Origin of the sequence: Actinomycetospora sp. CA-053990 (genome assembly GCF_050948445.1) — a bacterium.
Classification (GTDB): Bacteria; Actinomycetota; Actinomycetes; order Mycobacteriales; family Pseudonocardiaceae; genus Actinomycetospora; species Actinomycetospora callitridis.
Window position 1 is genome coordinate 4,592,495 of record NZ_CP192043.1, and the last position, 18,796, is coordinate 4,611,290.

19 protein-coding genes and 1 pseudogene are annotated in these 18,796 nt (G+C 72.3%); 12 read left to right on the forward strand and 8 right to left on the reverse strand.

What is annotated here, in order from left to right; translation table 11 throughout:
- Position 1: 1 nt before the first annotated feature.
- The 3 genes from ACQPYN_RS23535 to ACQPYN_RS23545 all read left to right on the forward strand — a co-directional run bounded on the left by ACQPYN_RS23535 (position 2) and on the right by ACQPYN_RS23545 (position 3,125).
- Entirely contained in the window at positions 2–1,012 is a 1,011-nt protein-coding gene (locus ACQPYN_RS23535) for a fumarylacetoacetate hydrolase family protein (protein WP_433028391.1), read from the forward strand.
- Positions 1,009–1,965, forward strand: a complete 957-nt coding sequence (locus ACQPYN_RS23540; RefSeq protein WP_433028395.1) for an MBL fold metallo-hydrolase — start codon at positions 1,009–1,011, stop codon at positions 1,963–1,965. Before ACQPYN_RS23535 ends, ACQPYN_RS23540 begins: the two co-directional genes overlap by 4 nt.
- Positions 1,966–2,096: 131 nt before the next feature.
- Entirely contained in the window at positions 2,097–3,125 is a 1,029-nt protein-coding gene (locus ACQPYN_RS23545; RefSeq protein WP_433028398.1) for a magnesium and cobalt transport protein CorA, read from the forward strand.
- Here the strand turns inward: ACQPYN_RS23545 and ACQPYN_RS23550 are convergent.
- Complete coding sequence (locus tag ACQPYN_RS23550; protein WP_433028401.1) at positions 3,092–3,394, reverse strand: hypothetical protein; 303 nt, start codon at positions 3,392–3,394, stop codon at positions 3,092–3,094. The two genes, ACQPYN_RS23545 and ACQPYN_RS23550, sit on opposite strands and share 34 nt — an antisense overlap.
- A 506-nt stretch (positions 3,395–3,900) precedes the next feature.
- Between ACQPYN_RS23550 and ACQPYN_RS23555 the strand changes: the two genes are divergently transcribed.
- Positions 3,901–6,084, forward strand: coding sequence for a malate synthase G (locus tag ACQPYN_RS23555; protein ID WP_433028404.1), 2,184 nt, complete (start codon positions 3,901–3,903; stop codon positions 6,082–6,084).
- 12 nt (positions 6,085–6,096) lie between these two features.
- Here the strand turns inward: ACQPYN_RS23555 and ACQPYN_RS23560 are convergent, their stop codons facing one another.
- The gene (locus tag ACQPYN_RS23560; RefSeq protein ID WP_433028407.1) at positions 6,097–6,489 is read right to left on the reverse strand and encodes a DUF5997 family protein; all 393 of its coding nucleotides are present in this window, start codon (positions 6,487–6,489) and stop codon (positions 6,097–6,099) included.
- 42 nt (positions 6,490–6,531) lie between these two features.
- On the opposite strand from ACQPYN_RS23560, the gene ACQPYN_RS23565 reads away from it, so the two are divergent.
- The 5 genes from ACQPYN_RS23565 to ACQPYN_RS23585 all read left to right on the forward strand — a co-directional run bounded on the left by ACQPYN_RS23565 (position 6,532) and on the right by ACQPYN_RS23585 (position 10,866).
- Positions 6,532–7,227, forward strand: coding sequence for a LysR family substrate-binding domain-containing protein (locus ACQPYN_RS23565; protein ID WP_433028410.1), 696 nt, complete (start codon positions 6,532–6,534; stop codon positions 7,225–7,227).
- Positions 7,228–7,276: 49 nt separating this feature from the next.
- A complete protein-coding gene (locus ACQPYN_RS23570; protein WP_433028413.1) occupies positions 7,277–7,756 on the forward strand; it encodes a cupin domain-containing protein in 480 nt (159 codons plus the stop codon).
- A gap of 80 nt (positions 7,757–7,836) precedes the next feature.
- Entirely contained in the window at positions 7,837–8,811 is a 975-nt protein-coding gene (locus tag ACQPYN_RS23575; protein ID WP_433028417.1) for an AraC family transcriptional regulator, read from the forward strand.
- 132 nt (positions 8,812–8,943) lie between these two features.
- On the forward strand, positions 8,944–9,468 hold the full coding sequence (locus ACQPYN_RS23580) for a hypothetical protein (protein WP_433028420.1): 525 nt from the start codon (positions 8,944–8,946) through the stop codon (positions 9,466–9,468).
- A gap of 219 nt (positions 9,469–9,687) precedes the next feature.
- Entirely contained in the window at positions 9,688–10,866 is a 1,179-nt protein-coding gene (locus ACQPYN_RS23585) for a hypothetical protein (protein ID WP_433028423.1), read from the forward strand.
- On the opposite strand, the gene ACQPYN_RS23590 is transcribed toward ACQPYN_RS23585, so the two are convergent.
- The 3 genes from ACQPYN_RS23590 to ACQPYN_RS23600 are packed head-to-tail and all read right to left on the reverse strand — an operon-like array spanning position 10,821 to position 13,300.
- The gene (locus tag ACQPYN_RS23590; RefSeq protein WP_433028426.1) at positions 10,821–11,204 is read right to left on the reverse strand and encodes a hypothetical protein; all 384 of its coding nucleotides are present in this window, start codon (positions 11,202–11,204) and stop codon (positions 10,821–10,823) included. The genes ACQPYN_RS23585 and ACQPYN_RS23590 overlap by 46 nt on opposite strands.
- 47 nt (positions 11,205–11,251) lie before the next feature.
- Positions 11,252–12,421 (reverse strand): zinc-dependent alcohol dehydrogenase, encoded by a 1,170-nt coding sequence (locus ACQPYN_RS23595; RefSeq protein ID WP_433028429.1) that lies wholly within the window; start codon positions 12,419–12,421, stop codon positions 11,252–11,254.
- Positions 12,422–12,442: 21 nt separating this feature from the next.
- Positions 12,443–13,300, reverse strand: coding sequence for an SRPBCC family protein (locus ACQPYN_RS23600; protein WP_433028432.1), 858 nt, complete (start codon positions 13,298–13,300; stop codon positions 12,443–12,445).
- Between the two features lie 345 nt (positions 13,301–13,645).
- On the opposite strand from ACQPYN_RS23600, the gene ACQPYN_RS23605 reads away from it, so the two are divergent.
- The 3 genes and pseudogenes from ACQPYN_RS23605 (at position 13,646) to ACQPYN_RS23615 (ending at position 15,938) form a co-directional block, all read left to right on the forward strand.
- Complete coding sequence (locus tag ACQPYN_RS23605; protein WP_433028435.1) at positions 13,646–14,392, forward strand: ANTAR domain-containing protein; 747 nt, start codon at positions 13,646–13,648, stop codon at positions 14,390–14,392.
- 791 nt (positions 14,393–15,183) lie between these two features.
- Positions 15,184–15,480 (forward strand): annotated as a pseudogene (locus ACQPYN_RS23610) (PucR family transcriptional regulator); the annotation flags it as partial.
- A 71-nt stretch (positions 15,481–15,551) separates the two neighbouring features.
- Positions 15,552–15,938: a PucR family transcriptional regulator gene (locus ACQPYN_RS23615; protein WP_433028438.1), complete on the forward strand. Its 387-nt coding sequence runs from the start codon at positions 15,552–15,554 to the stop codon at positions 15,936–15,938.
- A gap of 42 nt (positions 15,939–15,980) precedes the next feature.
- Here the strand turns inward: ACQPYN_RS23615 and ACQPYN_RS23620 are convergent, their stop codons facing one another.
- From ACQPYN_RS23620 to ACQPYN_RS23630, 3 genes are read right to left on the reverse strand one after another with little or no spacing between them, the layout of a single operon-like run.
- A complete protein-coding gene (locus tag ACQPYN_RS23620) occupies positions 15,981–17,129 on the reverse strand; it encodes a zinc-dependent alcohol dehydrogenase (protein ID WP_433028441.1) in 1,149 nt (382 codons plus the stop codon).
- Between the two features lie 20 nt (positions 17,130–17,149).
- Positions 17,150–17,599 (reverse strand): hypothetical protein, encoded by a 450-nt coding sequence (locus tag ACQPYN_RS23625; protein ID WP_433028444.1) that lies wholly within the window; start codon positions 17,597–17,599, stop codon positions 17,150–17,152.
- Positions 17,596–18,768: a glutathione-independent formaldehyde dehydrogenase gene (locus ACQPYN_RS23630; RefSeq protein ID WP_433028447.1), complete on the reverse strand. Its 1,173-nt coding sequence runs from the start codon at positions 18,766–18,768 to the stop codon at positions 17,596–17,598. Before ACQPYN_RS23630 ends, ACQPYN_RS23625 begins: the two co-directional genes overlap by 4 nt.
- Positions 18,769–18,796 lie beyond the last annotated feature (28 nt).

Here is an 18,796-nt window from a genome sequence, read left to right on the forward strand (position 1 = left end):
CGTGCGACTCGCCACGGTCGAGCACGAGGGCGCTGTCCGCGCCGGCGTGGTCCGGGACGACCCCGCGGGCGCGCCCGCCGTGCACCTGCTGCCGCCCGGCACCACGGTCACCGGGCTGCTCGCCGCGGGACGAGCCGCGCAGGACCAGGCCGAGCGGGCCGCGGCCGCCGCGCGGGGCGTGCCACTCGCGCAGGTGCGGCTGCTGCCGCCGCTGGCCCCGCCGACGGTGCGGGACTTCGTGGCGTTCGAGGAGCACGTCGAAGGAGTGCGGAAGTCCGTCGACGGCGTCGGCGGGGTCCCGGAGGCCTGGTACGACGCGCCGACGTTCTACTTCACCAACCCCTATGCGGTGATCGGCGCCCACGACGACGTCCCGGTCCCGCCCGGCTCGCGCGCGCTCGACTTCGAGCTCGAGGTCGCCGCCGTCATCGGGCGCGAGGGCCGGGACCTGAGCCCCGATCAGGCCCGCGACCACATCGCCGGCTACACGATCTTCAACGACTGGTCCGCGCGCGACCTGCAGTCCCGGGAGATGCAGGTGGGTCTCGGTCCCGCCAAGGGCAAGGACACCGCGACGACGCTGGGGCCGTGGATCGTGACCGCCGACGAGCTCGAGCCCCACCGCGACGCCGAGGGGTTCCTCGCCCTCGCCCTGCGCGCCGAGGTCAACGGCCGCGTCGTCGGCGAGGACCTGCTGTCGAACATGGGCTGGCCCTTCGAGGACCTCGTCGCCTACGCCTCCCGCGGCACCGCGGTGCGCCCCGGCGACGTGCTGGGTTCGGGGACCTGCGGCAACGGCGGCTGCCTCGGCGAGCTGTGGGGCCGCGGCGTCTCCCGCGACGAGCTCCCGCCGCTGGCCGTCGGCGACGTCGTCACCCTGACCGTCGAGGGCATCGGCACGGTCGCCAACCGCGTCGTCGTCGGCGCCGACCCGATCCCGATCCCCCGCGCCCGGCCTCGTCCCCGGACCCGACCCGCCACCGCCGTCCCGTCCGCCCGGAGGAACCCGTGAGCAAGCCGCTGGTCGACCCCCATTCCGGCCGTGCCCCGGTGGAGGCCCACCTGCACGAGGTCGCCGACGGCGTCTTCGCCTACGTCCAGCCCGACGGCAGCTGGATGATCAACAACACCGGCTTCCTCGTCGCCCGCGACGGCGTCAGCGCCATCGACGCCTGCTCCACCGAACGACGCACCCGGGCGTTCCTCGACACCATCGCCGGCGTCACCACCGCCCCGGTCCGCACCCTCGTGAACACCCACCACCACCCCGACCACACCGCCGGCAACGGGCTCTTCTCCGGTGCGGCGATCGTCGCCCACGAGCAGGCGCGCCCCGAGATGCGCGCCCTCGGGCTGCCCCACAACTCCGGCATCTGGACCGACGTCGACTACGGCGACCTCGAGCTCGCCCTGCCCTTCCTCACCTTCGCCGAGCGCATGACGCTGTGGGCCGACGACCTGCGGTGCGAGCTCCTCTACGCCGGCGGGCCGGCCCACACCACCAACGACGTCGTCGTCTGGATCCCCGAACGGTCGGTGCTCTTCGCCGGCGACCTGCTCTTCCACGGCGGCACCCCGTTCCTGCTGTCCGGGTCCGTGCTCGGCGCGATCGACGTCCTCGAGGGGTTCGTCAAGCCGTTGGGCGCTCAGACGATCGTCCCCGGCCACGGACCGGTCGGGGGGCCGCAGATGATCGACGACGTCCTGGGCTACCTGTCCTTCCTCCGCGACCTCGCCCGCGAGGGGCACGCCGCCGGCGTCACGCCCCTCGAGCTCGCCCGCGGCACCGACCTCGGCGCCTACGCCGAGTGGACCGACGCCGAGCGCATCGTCGGGAACCTGCACCGCGCCTACGCCGACCTGACCACGCCGCCGGCCGAGCGCGGCGGGCCGATCGACTTCCCGGGCGCGCTGAGCGACATGGTCACCTACAACGGCGGCCAACCCCTGACCTGCCTGGCCTGAGGCAGGGAGATGCCCGTCCGCGGCCTGCCACGAGGTCGTCGCCCCGAGCCGCGGCCCGACAGCGGCGGGACCGACGATCCCGATCGGTCGTGAGGCACCGCCGATGCCGTCTGGCCTGCGACGATGCGGTCATGACCGTCGTGGACAACGCCCTCTACGTCGACGGCAGACGCATCGCGGGCCCGGACTCCCTCGACCGCACCTTCGGGATGCTGCGCGACTGCCCCGGCGAGGGCCGCAGCTTCGCCTGGATCGGCCTGCTGCGTCCGGATGAGGCCGAGGTCGACCAGGTCGCCGACGAGTTCGACCTGCCCAGGCTCGCGGTCGAGGACACCGTCACCGCCCACCAGCGCCCCAAGCTCGAGCGCTACGGCGACACCCTGTTCGTCGTCCTGCGCCCGGCCTGGTACGTCGACGAGACCGAGGACGTCCAGGTCGGCGAGGTGCACCTGTTCCTCGGCGAGGGCTTCGTGGTCACCGTCCGGCACGCCGAGACCCCTGACCTGTCCCAGGTCCGCCGTCGCCTCGAGGACGACCCCGACCTGCTCCGCCAAGGTCCGCACGCCGTGCTCTACGCCGTCATGGACCGCGTCGTCGACGACTACCGCCCGGTCGTCACCGGGCTTCGCGATGACATCGACCAGGTCGAGAACGAGGTCTTCGGCGGCGACCCGAACGTCTCCCAGCGCATCTATCACCTCTCCCGCGAAGTGATCGAGCTCCAGCGCGCGATCGACCCTCTGCGGGCAGTCCTCGAGGACCTGGTCGACGCGACCGAGGACGACCCCAACGCGGTCGACCTGCACCGGGGTCTGCGGGATGTCGGGGACCACGTCGAGCAGGTCATCGATCAGGCCGACGCGTTCCGCCAGCTGCTGGTCAACATCCTCAACGTCAACTCCGCTCTGGTCGGACAACGCCAGAACGAGGAGATCACCCGACTCACCGAGAGCAGCCTGAGGCAGGGCGAGCAGGTCAAACGCATCTCCTCCTGGGCGGCAATGCTCTTCGCGCCCTCGCTCGTCGGAGCGGTCTACGGCATGAACTTCGAGCACATGCCCGAATTGAGCTGGACCCTCGGCTACCCCTTCGCCCTGGCCCTCATGATTGTCGCGTCCCTGGTGCTCTACGTCGTGTTCAAGCGACGCAACTGGCTCTGACCCGAACCCGCGTCGGTCGCTTCGGCCGTTCTCCGCGAGCTCGACCCGGCGTCCCGCAGGCCGACGACCTCCATGACACCCCGCCGTAGCCACAATTGCTGGCAGGTCCTCGCCAGGAGATCGACGATCGCGAGGTCATCACCCGCCAGTCGGTCCAGGTGGACGACGAGGTGTGACGCCCCGGCGTGCAGGAGCCGACCCAGAGCGACCTCGAGTCGGACGGCCAGGTCCGGATCGGCATCGGCGTCCCCGTACAGGCTGACGCGCACCTTGTGATGACCTGTCCACATCGTGACGATTCGTGTGGCGCGACTCATTGTCCCCCCGGGCGCTCCGCATCGTTGCGAGCAGGCCGTCGGGGTCCGGGACAGCGCTGACATCTCCCGCCGTCGCCACGGTGGGCGGCCGACGTGATCCGCCACGATAATCCGCGAGAGCCACGCGACGGAACCGTCCGGGCACGTGGCATCCATTCACGTCCGGGTTCCGATGATGACCCACTCGAGTTCTCGTGGAATGTTCAAGAGATACGGACATCGGTGGTCGACTCGACGGCTTTCGATGTCGTCCTCGAGCGCCGCTCCCCACCCGCCGATGGCGCCACCGACGGGCGCGGAGCTCGTCTCTGCGCCCGCGCCTGCGAAGACTTACGGTTGCCCTCCCGAGTCGTCCTCGGACGACGCGGGAACACGACAGCCGACGCCGGCGTCACGTCGTCGTCGTGAGTCCCGATGTGGGTCCAGCAGGTGAGAGAGGCGGTTCGTCAGTGTCCGAGATGTCCGAGCGGTCCGGGCTGCAGGTCGACGAGCACCTGCGAGCGTTCGTCGAGGACGAGCTGCTCGCGCAGGTCGAGCTCACCGGCGAGCAGTTCTGGTCGATCCTGGCCCGCCTGCAGGAGCGGTTCACGCCGCGGATCGCGACGGCGCTGGCCGAGCGCGACGACCTCCAGGCCCGGATCGACGCCTGGCACGCCGAGCACGGCGCAGGCTCCCGGGACGACTACGAGAAGCTGCTGACCGACCTCGGCTACCTGGCCCCGGAGCCGTCGAGCGTCCCGACGATCGACGTCGACCGGGTCGACCCGGAGATCGCCGAGGTCCCGGGCCCGCAGCTGGTGGTGCCGTCGACGAACGCCCGCTTCTCGCTCAACGCCGCCAACGCACGGTGGGGCTCGCTGTTCGACGCGTTCTACGGCACCGACGCGCTCCCGCTGGACCACGAGCTCGCCAAGGGCTACGACGAGCGGCGCGGCGCCCAGGTCATCGAGGCCGCCGACGAGCTGCTCGACGAGCTCTTCCCGCTCGAGCGCGGGAGCCACGCCGACGTCACCGCCTACCGCCCGTCGACCGACGGGCTGGCCGCCGACACGGCCGACGGCACGGTGGGCCTCGCCGATGCGGCGGCGTTCGCCGGGTTCACCACGCCGGACGCCGACGGCAAGGGCCACGTGCTGCTCGTCCGCCACGGGCTGCACGTCGACCTGGTGCTCGATCCGTCGACCCAGGTGGGTCGTCAGCACCACGCCGACGTCAGCGACGTCGTGCTCGAGTCCGCGGTGACCACGATCGTCGACCTCGAGGACTCGGTCGCGACGGTCGACGGCGAGGACAAGGCCCTGGCCTACCGCACGTGGCTGGGCCTGATGACCGGCGACCTGACCTCGGAGTTCACGAAGGGCGGCGAGACCGTCACCCGGCGGGTGAACCCGGATCGCGAGTACACCGCCGCCGGGGCGAGCGCAGCGACGGGGGAAGATGTCGACGGCTCGGAGCTGACGCTGCCCGGTCGCTCGCTGATGCTCGTCCGCACCTGCGGACACCACATGACCACGAACGCGGTGCTCACCGCGGACGGTCAGGAGACCAACGAGGGCGTGCTCGACGCGCTCGTGTGCGCCGTCGCCGGCCTGTACGACCTGCGCGGGCTCGGACCGCACACCAACTCCCGCGCCGGGAGCCTCTACGTCGTCAAGCCCAAGCAGCACGGGCCCGACGAGGTCGCGCTGACCGTCGAGCTGTTCGCGGCGATCGAGGAGGCCCTCGGCCTCGAGGCCAACACGCTCAAGATCGGCATCATGGACGAGGAGAAGCGGACGACGGTCAACCTGTCGGCCTGCATCGGCGCGGCCTCGCACCGCGTCATCTTCGTCAACACGGGGTTCCTCGACCGGACCGGCGACGAGATCCACACCTGCTTCGCCGCCGGGCCGGTGCTGCGCAAGGGCGACATGAAGTCGACGGTCTGGCTGCAGACCTACGAGGACCGCAACGTCGACGTCGCCCTGGCGGCCGGCTTCGAGCACCACGCGCAGGTCGGCAAGGGGATGTGGGCCAAGCCCGCCGCGATGGCCGAGATGCTCGAGCAGAAGATCGGGCACCCGAAGGCGGGCGCGAACACGGCCTGGGTGCCCTCGCCGACCGCCGCGACGCTGCACGCGCTGCACTACCTGCGCGTCGATGTGCACGCCGTCCAGGAGGAGCTCTCGAAGCGGGAGACGGCCGACCGACGCCACCTGCTGGAGCTCCCGCTCGCCGACCCGGGCACCCTGTCGGACGACGACGTGCGCCGCGAGCTGGAGACCAACGCCCAGTCGATCCTCGGCTACGTCGTGCGCTGGGTGGGCATGGGCATCGGCTGCTCCACGGTGCCCGACCTCGACGGGGTCGGGCTGATGGAGGACCGCGCCACGCTGCGGATCTCCAGCCAGCTCATCGCCAACTGGCTGGAGCACGGCGTCGTCGACGCCGACACCGTGCGGGAGACGTTCGCGCGCATGGCCGCGCTGGTCGACGAGCAGAACGAGGGCCAGGACGGCTACCCGCCGATGGCGCCCGACCTCGACAACAGTGAGTCGTTCCAGGCCGCCCTCGAGCTGGTCTTCACCGGCGGGACGGAGCCCAACGGCTACACCGAGCGGCCCCTCACGCAGTGGCGGCGCAAGGCCAAGGCCCACGCCTGAGCGGTCGCCGGCCTACGACCTCGCGGTCCCGCCGCCCGAGCGCTCGGCGCGCAGTCGGGCCTCCTCGCGCTGCACCTCGGCGCGGAGGGTGCGCTCGCGCTGCAGCCACTCCGGCTGTTCTTCCTTGAGCGCCGTGATCTGGGCGGTGGTCAGCGGCTCGGTGATCTCGGCGCGGGCCAGACCGGAGATCGACACCCCGAGCCGGTCCGCGACGACGGGGCGCGGGTGCGGGCCGTCGCGACGCAGATCGCGCAGCCAGGCGGGCGGGTCGGTCTGGAGGGCGTCGAGCTCGTCGCGAGAGATCACGCCGTCGCGGAACTCGGCGGGCGTCGCGTCGAGGTGCACGCCCAGCTTCTTCGCCGCCGTCGCGGGCTTCATCGTCTGGGTCGCCCTCTGCCGCGTCATCGGCCCAGATTATCGGCCCCCACCGGCCGCTAGCCTGAGCCCGTGACCGAGCCGGGCGAGACCCCGTCCTTCCGGCTCGGCTACGTCCCGGGTGCGACGCCGGGCAAGTGGGCGCGGATCTGGGCCGAGCGTCGTCCCGACGTCCCCCTCGAGCTCCTGGGCGCGACCACGGACGAGCTGGTGGACCGGATCCGGGACGGCGCGGTCGACGCCGGCGTGGTCCGGCTGCCGATCGATCGAGCGGGGCTGCACGCGATCCCGCTCTACACCGAGACCACCGTGGCCGTGGCGCCGAAGGAGCACGTGCTCACAGCGGTCGACGAGGCAGCGCTCGTCGACCTGGCCGACGAGATCGTTCTCCGTCCTCAGGACGACACCCTCCCCTGGCCCGGCGATCTTCCGGGCCACGCCCCGGCGTTCGAGGTCGCGACGACCGCCGAGGCGATCGAGCTCGTCGCCGCAGGTGTCGGCCTGCTGGTCCTCCCCCTGTCGCTGGCGCGCCTGCACCACCGCCGGGACCTCGCCCACCGACCGGTGATCGACGCGCCGCGGTCCAGCGTCGTCCTCACCTGGCCGGATGCGGAGAACACCGAGCTGATGGAGGAGTTCATCGGGATCGTCCGCGGACGCACCGCGAACAGTTCCCGCACCCCCGGCCGTCGGGACGACCCGCCGTCGGGCGCCCCCACACCCGCGAAGAGGGGACCGACCCGGCGCCGAGCAGCCCGTCGTCGCTGACCACCGGCGGCTCTGGTGACCGATGTCGTCCGCGCACTACGGTCCGGCCATGTTCGACGGTGACGAGATCGTGCTGGGACCCCTGCCCAAGGGCATCGTGCGTGCCGGGGAGGGTCAGCACCAGCGGGTGTGGAACGTGCTCGGCCACACCTACTGGGCGCGGGCCATCAGCGAGTCCAGCTTCGCCTTCGAGACCCTCGACCCGCCCGGCACCGGCGTGCCACCCCACGTCCACCCCACCCAGGACGAGCACATCCACGTGCTCGACGGGGTCTTCACGCTCTACCTCGACGGAGGGTGGGAGAAGGCGGGCCCCGGAGACACGGTGCTCATGCCGCGCGGCCTCCCGCACGCCTACTACAACCGCAGCGAAGCCGACTCCCGAGCCCTGTTCTGGGTGAGCCCGACCGGCAAGCTGGCCCACCTGTTCGACCAGCTGCACGACCTCTCCGACCCCGCCGAGGTCGTCCGGCAGTCCGCGCTCCACGACGTCGAGTTCCTCCCGCCCGGCTCGGTACCCGGCGCCTGACCGGCGCGACCTCCTCGAGCGGTGCCAGCAGGCTCATCCAGGACCGCGCCTCCATCGGGCTGGTTGCGTAGGGTGACCAGGTGGCACTGGGGCCTGCGGAGTTCTTCTCGTTCCGCGAGCGTGACCTCGACGGCGCGAAGGCGGCGGTGGGGCAGGACTTCTTCACGACGTCGATGGACCTCGTGGACCGCACGGCGAGCTACGACTTCCGCTTCGACGGGGTCGTCCTCGGTGCCCTGGCGGTCGGGGTGTCCCAGATCAACTCCGGGCTCGAGATCGGGACAGCGGATCTGGAGGACTGCTACTACGTCAACTACTCCGCCTCCGGCTCCATGCACGCCCGCCACCGCCGGCGAGCGGTGGAGGTCACGCCGGGGTGGGGGGCGGTGTACCACCCGGTCGGTCCGGTGGCGATGACGACGAGCGACGAGTACGGCTCGTACGCCGTGCGCATCGACCGGGGCGCCGTCAACGCGGCGCTGGAGGAGCAGCTCGGTCACCCGGTGCCGCCGGATCCGGTGCTGGAACCCCACGTGGACCTCCGCACCGGCCCCGGGCGGCGCTGGGACCGGCTGGTCCGGCTCCTGTGCGACGAGGCCCGCACGACGCCGAGCGCGCTGTCGCACCCGATGATCGCCGCGCCCCTGCACGACGCCGTCGTCACCGGCTTCGTCCACGCCACCGAGCACCGGTGGCGGGAGACGCTGGGACGTCCGTCGCGGTGCTGGAGCCGGACGCCGGTGCGGCGTGCTGTCGAGGCCATGCGCAGCGATCCGGCGCAGCCGTTCACCCCGAACGGCCTCGCCCGGCTCGCAGGCGCGTCGACCCGCACCCTGCACGACGGCTTCCGCCGCCATCTCGACACGACGCCGATGGCCTACCTGCGGCTCGTCCGGCTCGAGCGCGCCCACGCCGAGCTCCGCGCCGCGGACCCGCGTGGGACGACCGTGGCGGCGGTCGCGCACCGCTGGGGGTTCACCCACGTCAGCAGGTTCGCCCAGGTCTATCGCCGGACCTACGGCCGCCCGCCGGGCGCGACGCTGCGGGGAGGCTGACCAGACCTGCGTCGCCGAACGGACGGGGATTGCCGCGGGCGGATCGACCACGGTCCGTCGCGCTCGGTATCTCTTGAACGTTCACCGAGCTTCCCGGTCGGGAGCCCGATCCCGACGGCGTGAGAGCGAGCCATGACCACCGACCCCGACGCGACCGTCCCCCACCGCGGGCCCTCGGTCTCGGTCGTCGACACCGTCTGGGGGACGGTGGTGCGCACGCGGGACGTGCTGGGCATCGCCGCCGCTGTGATGCTGCGTCGCGTCGTCCTCCGACGCCCCGTCGGGGTCGTGCTCCTCGACCTGAGGGCCACCCGTATCGCAGCGCCGGTGGTGGTGGCGGCGGTCGCCGACCTCGCAGCGGGCCTGGGCGCGCACGACACGGCGGTGCGGATCGTGCGGTCACCGCTCACGCCGCAGGCCCTCGTCGCCGCCGCGGACGCTCCGGAGTACGCCTCGCTGGCGGAAGCCTTCGGTTGCCGCCCGTCGGAGGCGCGTTCGGTGGACCTCCCGACCCGGCCGTCCGGTCGTCGCCCCCCGGCGAACGGCGGTCGTGGCGGGATGGGTCCGGGCCGGTCACCCCTGCCCCCGGATGACCAGGTCCGGACCCATCCCGGCCCCCTCCAGGTGCCCCACGCGCGTCGCCCGGAGAGCGGCTGACCCCTCGGCGGCCGCGGGACCCCCGCAGCCCGACGCGCGCCCGCCACCATCACCTCCGCGCCCCGGTGACGCATCGACATCCGAGCGGCAAGACCATCGGCGCGACTCACCCCGCGGTGACCAAGACGGCCCGGACGATGTGTGCCGTCCGGTCGACAGCGTCAACCCTCCTCCGGGCCACACCAGGAGAGTCCGCCGGTGGGCGGGTGAGGAGGACCGATGACAGACCTCGAACAGCGACAGGAGCCGAGATCGAGGGGCGCCGGACGGCGCACCCAGGTCGTCGGCCTGCTCGCCGACCCCGACACCCCCGCCGAGATCGCCGCGAAGCTGGTCGACACCCTGCCCGGCGTCCTCGCGACGCAGGTGGACGACGAGGTCACCTGGGACGTCCGCACGATGACCCACCCGGTCACCGCGTCGGTGCAGGACCCCGAAGAGGTGCTCGGCGCGGTCGCCGACCAGACCGCCCGCACCGAGTGGGACATCGGCATCTACCTCACCGACCTGCCGATGCAGCACGACGAGCAGCCGATCCTGGCCGACGTCGACCACGACCGGTGCGTCGCCGGCCTCTCCCTGCCCGGGTTCGGACCGTTCCTGCAGCACCACAAGGTGCGCAACGCCATCGTCCGCCTGGTCGCCGACCTCGCCGGCGTCAGCGACGCCGGCCTCGAGCACGGCCGGCACCACCCGATCCGGCTCGGGCGCGCCGCCGCGCGATTCCTGCAACCGGTCCGCGTCCTGCGCGCCGGGCGAGGCCGCCACACGCGGCGCTACGTCACGACCCCGCGGCGCGGTCGGGTCCGGCTGCTGGCCGGCATGGTGCGCACCAACGAGCCCTGGCGCCTCGTGCTGGGCATGCGCACCGCGCTGGCCGCCGTCCTGGGCACCAGCGCCTACCTGACCCTCACCTCCACCACGACCTGGCTGCTCGCCACCCGCCTCGCGGTCGGCAAGCTCATCCTGACCCTGCTGGTCGCGGTCGCGCTGATGGTCGCCTGGATCATCGGCGCCCACCACCTCTGGGAGCGCGCCCGTGATGAGGGTGAGCGCGAGGAGACAACGCTCTACAACGCCTCCACCGTGCTCACCCTGAGCATCGGCGTGGCGACCATGTCCGCGGCGGTGTACCTGCTCACCCTGCTCGGGTCGTTGTTCTTCCTCGAGCCATCGGTACTCGGCTCGACTCTGGGCCACCCGCCCACACTCGCCGACCACCTCGTCCTCGCGTGGCTGGCCACCGGCCTGGCCACCGTCGCCGGTGCGCTCGGCTCCGGGCTCGACAGCGAGGACGCCGTGCGGCGCGCCGCCTACGGCTACCGCGAACGCCAGCGCCGCGACGAGATCGGTCAGGACGACGAGGACGCGGAGGACGCGGAGGACTCCTCGTCCTGACCGACCTGGAGAGCGTGCCCGCGGCGAGCCTCCGCCGCGACCGCCCGAGCACGCTCGTCGTCGCGCTGCTCGTCCTGCAGCTTCACGTATCCGTCGTCGTCGCCGCCGACGGGCTTCGCGGCCCCCTCGAGGGCCTCGCCGAGGAAGCGGACCGGGGCCGGGAGCGATCGATGGGTCAGCATCACGAGGAAGGGGGCCGCGGCGATGAACGTCCCGAGCGGCGGATCGACCAGCCCGAGGACCACCGCCGCGCCGACGCCACCGAAGTAGCCGATCGAGCGTGGGACGTCGACGAGCACCGGCCCCACCTGGATCTCGTAGGTCCCGGGATTCGGCACTTCCGTCTCCCCAGAGCGTCGTGGACAGGGCGTACGGGGCCACGCCGTCACGGTGTGAGCACGACCTTCTCGCATCCGTCGGCCTTCTCCAGGAACGTCCGGTAGCCCCGGGGGGCATCGTCGAGCGACATCCGGTGGGTGATGACGAAGGAGGGGTCGATGTCGCCGTTGAGGATGTGCTGGAGCAGCTTCGGCATGTAGCGGTGGACGTGGCACTGACCGGCGCGCATCGTGAGGTACCGGTTCATGAACGACCCCATGGGGAACTTGTCGGTGAACCCGCCGTAGACACCGATGACCGACACGATGCCGCCGTTGGCGCAGCTCATGACGGCTTCGCGCAGCACGTGCGGCCGCTCGGTCTCCAGACCCACGGCCTGCTTGGTGCGGTCGTACGCGTGGAGCGCCCCGCTGGGGTGGTGGGCCTCCATCCCCACCGCGTCGATGCACTTGTCCGGCCCCCTCCCCCCGGTCATCTCCGTGAGCGCCTCGGGCACCGACACCTGTTCGTAGTCGAGCGCCTCGGCGCCGGCCTCCTGCGCCATCCGCAGGCGGTGGTCGACGCGGTCGATCGCGAAGACCCGATCGGCACCGCGCAGGAAGCAGCTGGCGATCGCGAACTGGCCCACGGGCCCGGCGCCCCACACCGCGACGACGTCCCCGGGACCGACCTCGGCCATGTCGGCGCCCATGTAACCGGTGGGGAAGATGTCGGAGAGGAAGAGGACCTTCTCGTCATCGAGGTCGGAGTCCACCTTGAGCGCCCCGAAGTCGGCGAACGGCACCCGTGCGTACTCGGCCTGACCACCGGGATAGCCGCCGAGCATGTGGGAGTAGCCGAACAGCGCGGCCGGCGAGTGGCCCATGAGCTTCTCGGCGATGCCGGCGTTGGGGTTGGAGTTCTCGCACAGCGACGTCCACCCGCGCTCGCAGGAGCCGCACACGCCGCAGGCGATGGGGAACGGGACCACGACGCGGTCCCCCACCGCCAGGTCGTCCACCCCCGGGCCGACCTCGACCACCTCGCCCATGAACTCGTGGCCGAGGACGTCGCCGTCGCGCATCGTCGGGATGAGCCCGTTGTAGAGGTGCAGGTCGGACCCGCAGATGGCGGTCGAGGTGATCTCCACGATGGCGTCGCGGCGGTTGAGGATCGCCGGGTCGGGAACGTCCCGGACCTCCACCGATCGCTTGCCCGTCCAACAGTTGGCCCGCATGGATCTCTCCCCTCCTCGTCGTCAGGCGACCGGCTCGGCCGGGCGCTGAGCGAGCTGCCGGCGGGTGGACCGGCCTGACGGGCTGCCCTCCGAGCGGACCACCTCGCCGACCTCCACGACCTGCTTGAAGCGCCGCAGGTCGTCGCGCAGCTGCTGGTTCGGCTCCTCGCCGAGCATCGTCGCGACGACGGCGCCGGCACGCCCGCCCGGAGGGCGGTAGCGCAGGTCGACCACGACCTCCGTGCCCCGTCCGCCCGCGGCGTCGCTGAAGACCACCGAGCCGGTGTTCTCGACGTCGGCGCCCTCGAGGGACCTCCAGGAGATCTCCTCTCCCTCGCGGTCCTCCACGATCTCGGCGTCCCAACGGACGGTCGACCCGGCCGGACCCGCGGCCTCCCAGTGCGAGCGCCCCGACTCCTCGATGGTCACCGAGCGGAGGTGCGCCATGAACTCCGGGAGGCGTTCGAGGTCGCGCCACCGGCGGTACGTCTCCGACCGGGACCGGTTGACGGTGACCGCCGCGGAGGCCCGACACTCGCCGGCACCGCTCCGACGGGAGAGCGCGCGGGCGGTCGCGACGTCCGCGACGGTCACCCCCGCGAGCACCGCGAGGGCCGGCCCGAGCCGTGTGGGCACGGCTCCCCTCCGCCGGGCACCGGCGATCACCGTGGCGATGTCGAGCACGTCGCCGGCGACCCGGCTCCACACCCACCGGGCCGTGCTGCGCCCGCTGAGGATGCCCGTGCCGTGCGCCAGCTCCCGGGCGCCGTACAGACACCCGACCGTGCGGACGGCCGGGCCGTCCCCCCGGATCCCCACCAGCCGTGCGACCGCGCCCGGCGCGGCGAGCTCCGCCGACCCCAGCGCCAGACTCAGCACCCCCAGGCCCCTCGCGAGGACCGTGGTCGCGTCCCGGCCCGATCCTCCGTCGCCCGACAGCCGCGCCCTCATCGAACGTCTCCCCTCGTGCTCCGTGCCATGAGGGTGCAACCGGCTCGGCGACGTCGGGACCAGGGACGGACGAATCTCGTGCTCGCAGGTGGACGTCGCACCGACGAGTCCGGTCCGCCGGGCCGAGGTGGTGGCCGGCGCTCGTCCCCGGCCGGCGCTCGTCCCCCCAGGGGAGCCGGGACCCGGAGGTTGTGACCGGCGGGGCCGATGCCCCGGCGGTCGCCCCGAGTGCATGGTGCCGGACGGACGGTGACCGACGGGCGGAGGTGGCACGTGACGAGACACAGGGAGAACCCGGTGGTGGCGGTGTGGTCGTCCGGGGCTGAGGACGAGGAGGAGGACGACGAGCTCCTGACCGGGTTGCTGGCGGCGGCTCGCGACATCGCCGCGGCCGAGAGGGTCGCGGACGCGCTTCCCCGGATCGCGCACGGCGCCGTGGCGACGGTGCCGGATGTGCGCGACGCCGGTGTCGCGGTGCGGGCCCGGGGTGGGGTGCTGGCCTGTGGTGGGCACACCACGGACACGGCGGCACGGGTCGACCAGGCCCAGATCGGGATGGGCGAGGGCCCGTGCATCGACGCGGTCGCCGGCGCCGACACCGTGATCCTCCCCAACGCGGCCACCGAGACGCGGTGGCCCCGGTTCGTCCCGGAGGCGGTCCGTCACGGCGTGCGCGCCAGCCTGTCGGTGCGTCTCACGACCCGATGTCCGGTCGGCGCGGTGAACCTGCACATGACACGACACGCCCTCGACGACCGCTCGGCGCGGGTGCGGACCCAACGGTGCGCCCGGATGTTCGTCGCCTACGCCTCGCTCGCCCTCGCCGGCACCGACCGGGTGGAGAACCTGGAGAAGGCTCTCGTGCGCCGCGACGTGATCGGGCAGGCCAAGGGCATCCTCATGAACCAGTACGACGTGGACGACGGCGAGGCCTTCGCACGCCTGCGTCGCGCCTCCCAGACCACCAACACGAAGCTCCACGACGTCGCCGCCTGGCTCGTCGCCTGCCGGGCCCTCTGACCCGCCGTCGGCCGCATTCGGAGCACGGTGGTCACTATCCGAATCGCGAAAGGCGGTAGCTGCGTACCAGGGCTTGACCAGGCGAGATCACGTGCGGTCCCGTGTGCGGGGTGAGGGGCAGCGATCGCTCTGCGGACAGCCCGGGAGACACGGACGCCCGCCGCGACCGCGAGGCCCGGACCGAGGTCGAGGCCGCCCTGGCCCGTGAGTACCGGTTCCAGGCGCAGCTCAGCCAGGCCCTCGTCACGGACCTCCCGGAGCAGGGGATCGCCGACGTGCTCCACGACCACCTGGGTCTCGGCGTGACCGTGGAGGACCCGTTCGGCCGCGTCCTCGCCCGGGCCGGGGAATACGGCCAGGAGCCGTTCCCTCGCTTGACCCGCGCCCAACGGGACCGTGTGATCGAGGCGGCGCGGAGGGTGTCGGGCCCCCTGCGGGCCCGGGATCAGCTGGCGAGTGTGGCCGCGTCCCACGGCACCGTGCTCGGTCTGCTGGTCGTCGTCGATCCGGACGCCTCGCTCGAACCCTCCGACGACAAGACACCGGAGTCCGACACGCGCCCCGGGAGTCCCCGGGCCGGGGCCCTGCACGCGATCGGTCTGGCGACGAGCGCGCTCACCCTGCACCTGCTGCACCGCCGCCACCTGGCGAGGACCGAACTGCGGCTGCGCCACGATCTCGTGGAGATGGTGCTCCTCGAGCCCGCGGAGGACGACCTCGCGGCCGAGATCGACCGACGGGTGGGCCGCGCGTCGGCGCTGAGCCACGACCTCACCGGTCCCCACCGCGTGATGGCGCTCCAGCCCCGCAACGGGCGCTGGCCCGACGGCGAAGCCGTGGGCGACCTGGTCGAACGGGTCGCGCGCGACCTCGACATGCCCTACCTGGGCACCCTGCGGGGGCAGATCGCGATCCTCGTGTGCGGGACCCCCAGCGCGTGGCTCGACGGTGGCGGCAACGCGATGACCCCGTGGTCGGACCGCGCCGATTCCGGGAGCAGGCGCGGGGACGATCGGGGCGTGCGACGCGACGCGCGCCCTGTAGCGGCGTGGCAGGTCGTCCACGACGCCTTCACCCGGGTGCTGCGCCACGCCCCCGCCCTCGGGGTCGGCGGCTTCGTCGATCGCCCCGAGCACCTCCCCCGTTCGTCCGCGAAGCGATGCAGGCACTCACGGTCCGACTGCGCCAGAACGAGCCACGGGGGCTCGTCACGTTCGAGGACCTCGGGCTCTACCGACTGCTGGCCACTCCCCAGGGCCGCCGCGAGGCGCGTGCCTTCGTGGAGGACTGGCTCGGCGCCCTCCTCGCCTACGACGCGGACCGGCAGGCCGACCTCGTGCACACGCTGGGGACCTATCTCGACCACAGCGGCAACTACGACGACACCGCCGCCGCGCTGCACATCCACCGTTCCACGCTGCGGTACCGCCTCCAGCGCATCCGGGAGCTCTCGGGGCACGACCTCGCGCACGCCGACACCCGACTGAACCTGCACGTCGCCGTGCGCGCCGCCGTCGTGGCCGACCCACCCGGCGCGGGCTCGTAGGAGCACCTGACGCCGCGGTGAGCCGGCCGTCCCGGCGAACGATCACCCGGGCCGGAAGACCGCCCGGACGCAGCCGTCCTCCTTGTTCTTGAACATGTCGTAGCCGCGCGGGCCCTCGTCCAGCGACATGACGTGGGTGGCGAGGTGGCTGGTGCTGATCTCGCCGCGGGCGATGCGGTCGAGCAGCTCGGGGACGTAGCGCTGGCCGTGCTGCTGGGCGCCCCGCAGGGTCAGGCCCTTGTTCATCAGCGCCCCGAGCGGGAACTTGTCGACCAGCCCGGCGAACACCCCGAGGGAGAACACCGACCCGCCCTTGCGGCAGGCCATGATCGCCTCGCGGATCGCGGGGGGCCGGTCGTTCTCCAGGCGCAGCTGCTGCTTGACCTTGTCGTAGAGGTACTCCGGGCCGTAGGTGTGCGCCTCCTGGCCGACGGCCTCGATGCACACGTCGGGCCCGCGGCCGCCGGTGCGCTCGCGCAGCTCCGCACCGACGTCGGTGCTGCTGTAGTCGAGGGTCTCGGCGCCGATGTGGGTCGCGGTCATGGCCAGACGCTCGGGGATGCGGTCGATCACGATCACCTGCTCGGCGCCGAGCAGCATCGCCCCTCGAGCAGCCATCTGACCGACCCCTCCGGCGCCCCACACCGCGACGGTGTCGCCCGGTCCGACCCCGCCGAGGTGCGCGCCCATCCAGCCGGTCGGGACGCCGTCGGAGGCGAACAGGGCCGAGAGGTCGTCGACCGCCTCGGGAACGGCGAAGGCGCCGTGGTCGGCGAACGGGACCCGGACGTACTCGGCGTGGCTGCCCATGAACCCGCCCATGGCGTGGGAGTAGCCGAAGATGCCCCCCGGATCGGAACCCCACAGGGCCTGGGTGATGCCGGGATTGGTGTTGGTGTTGTCGCACAGCGACCACAGGTCGTTGTCGCAGTACCAGCAGCTCCCGCAGCCGATGAACGAGACCACGACCACCCGGTCCCCGACCTGGTGCTTCGTCACCTCGGGTCCGACCTCGACGATCTCGCCCATGAACTCGTGCCCGATGACGTCGCCGGACTCCATGGCCGGGATGTAGCCACCGAGCAGGTGCAGGTCCGACCCGCACGTGACGGTGTAGCGGACCTTGACGATGGCGTCGTGGGCGTTCTGGATGCGTGGGTCCGGGACCTGCTCGATCGCGAGGTCGTTCACGCCCTCCCAGCACAAGGCCTTCACAGTCGCCCCTCCCCCCACGCCCGGCGGGTGACCGCGCGCAGCACCTGCCCGGCCGGACCGGGATGGCTCGATCCCGGGCGGGACGGTTCGACGACCTCCCCGCATTCGAGGATCGACTTGGTCTCGCGCAGCGCCGCACGCAACGACCGGCGCAGGTCGGCCGAGCCCCCGTCGGGCGCGGTCGGACGCACCGCCAGCTCCGTGCCCTTGTCGCCCGGTGCCGGGCGCACGGTCAGCTCGATCTCGCCGCGCATCCTGCTCAGTGGGCCGGACCCGTCCACCTGGGTCTGGACGTCGTCGATCTGCCGGTAGATCGTGACCGCCAGCCACCGGCCCGGAGGGGCAGCCTGCTCCCGGGGAGTCTGGCCGGCGGAACCGACCAGGCCCCGCACGGCGCCGACGGCCCGGTCGGCCCAGTTCGTCGGATCGACCACCACTCTGCTCATCCGTTCTCCCTCCCCGACCCGTTGCTCGTCTGGCCGGGGTGCAGGACGACCTTGGTCCAGCCGTCCTCGCGGGCGTCGAAGTGCTTGTAGGCCTCCGGCGCCTGCTCCAGCGACAGGTCGTGGGAGACGATCCACGAGGGCTTGACCTTGTCCGCGGCGATCAGGCTGCGCAGGTGGCGGTTGTAGCGCTTGACCGGGGCCTGCCCGCAGCCCATCTGCTGGCCCTTGAACCAGAAGTTCCCGAAGTCGAAGCGGGCCTTGCCCTGCTGGGCGAGCTCGTCGGGGGCACCCGGGTCCTGCGGGACGAACACCCCGACGGTGCCGATCCCCCCGGTGAACCGCACCGAGGACACCAGCTTGTTGAGGGTGTCAGCGTTGTCCTCGTTCCCCTGCGGATCGTGCGCCTGGTACCCGACGCACTCACATCCGCGGTCCGCGCCCCGGCCCTGGGTCTGTTCCATGACCTGGTCGACCGGCGAGCCCTGCGAGTCGTCGATCGGGATCGCCCCGATCTGCTCGGCCAGCCGCAGCCGGTCGGGGTGGCGGTCGACGACCATCACCTTCGAGGCGCCCTTCGTGACGGCCGAGAGCGCGGCCATCTGTCCGACGGGGCCGCCGCCGTAGATGACGATGCTCTCCCCCGGCTTCAGCCCGGACATCTCCGTGGCGTGCCAGCCGGTGGGGAAGATGTCCGAGAGCATGACGTAGTCGTCCTGCTTGTCCCGGGCGTCCTCGGGCAGGCGCAGGCACTGGAAGTCGCCCCACGGGACGCGCAGGTACTCGGCCTGCCCGCCGGGCCAGGGGCCCATGTCGGCGAACCCGTAAGCGGCGCCCGCCAGGCCGGGTTCGTTGGCGCGCAGGCAGTAGTTGGTCAGACCGTGCTCGCAGTTCTCGCAATGCCCGCAGCTGACGTTGAACGGCGCGGAGACCATGTCCCCGACCGCGACCTTGTCGACGGCGTCGCCGACCTCCACGACCTCGCCGAGGTTCTCGTGACCGAAGATCCGGCCCTCCTCGAAGTCCGTACGCCCCTCGTACATGTGCAGGTCCGAGCCGCAGATGTTCGTGGACGTGATGCGGACCAGGACATCGGTGGGCTTCTCGATGCGGGCGTCGGGGACGTCGTCGACGCTCACCTGGCGCGGTCCGTGGTAGACGAGTGCTTTCATGATCGTTTCCTTTCGAGGCGCGTAGGCG

Excerpts from the sequence above, each read along its gene's own strand:
- ACQPYN_RS23570 (WP_433028413.1), top strand. The coding sequence starts at position 7,277 with ATGTTCGACGGTGACGAGATCGTGCTGGGACCCCTGCCCAAGGGCATC.
- ACQPYN_RS23545 (WP_433028398.1), top strand. The coding sequence starts at position 2,097 with ATGACCGTCGTGGACAACGCCCTCTACGTCGACGGCAGACGCATCGCG.
- ACQPYN_RS23580 (WP_433028420.1), top strand. The coding sequence starts at position 8,944 with ATGACCACCGACCCCGACGCGACCGTCCCCCACCGCGGGCCCTCGGTC.
- ACQPYN_RS23625 (WP_433028444.1), bottom strand. The coding sequence starts at position 17,599 with ATGAGCAGAGTGGTGGTCGATCCGACGAACTGGGCCGACCGGGCCGTC.
- ACQPYN_RS23585 (WP_433028423.1), top strand. The coding sequence starts at position 9,688 with ATGACAGACCTCGAACAGCGACAGGAGCCGAGATCGAGGGGCGCCGGA.
- ACQPYN_RS23615 (WP_433028438.1), top strand. The coding sequence starts at position 15,552 with ATGCAGGCACTCACGGTCCGACTGCGCCAGAACGAGCCACGGGGGCTC.
- ACQPYN_RS23555 (WP_433028404.1), top strand. The coding sequence starts at position 3,901 with ATGTCCGAGCGGTCCGGGCTGCAGGTCGACGAGCACCTGCGAGCGTTC.
- ACQPYN_RS23630 (WP_433028447.1), bottom strand. The coding sequence starts at position 18,768 with ATGAAAGCACTCGTCTACCACGGACCGCGCCAGGTGAGCGTCGACGAC.
- ACQPYN_RS23560 (WP_433028407.1), bottom strand. The coding sequence starts at position 6,489 with ATGACGCGGCAGAGGGCGACCCAGACGATGAAGCCCGCGACGGCGGCG.
- ACQPYN_RS23595 (WP_433028429.1), bottom strand. The coding sequence starts at position 12,421 with ATGCGGGCCAACTGTTGGACGGGCAAGCGATCGGTGGAGGTCCGGGAC.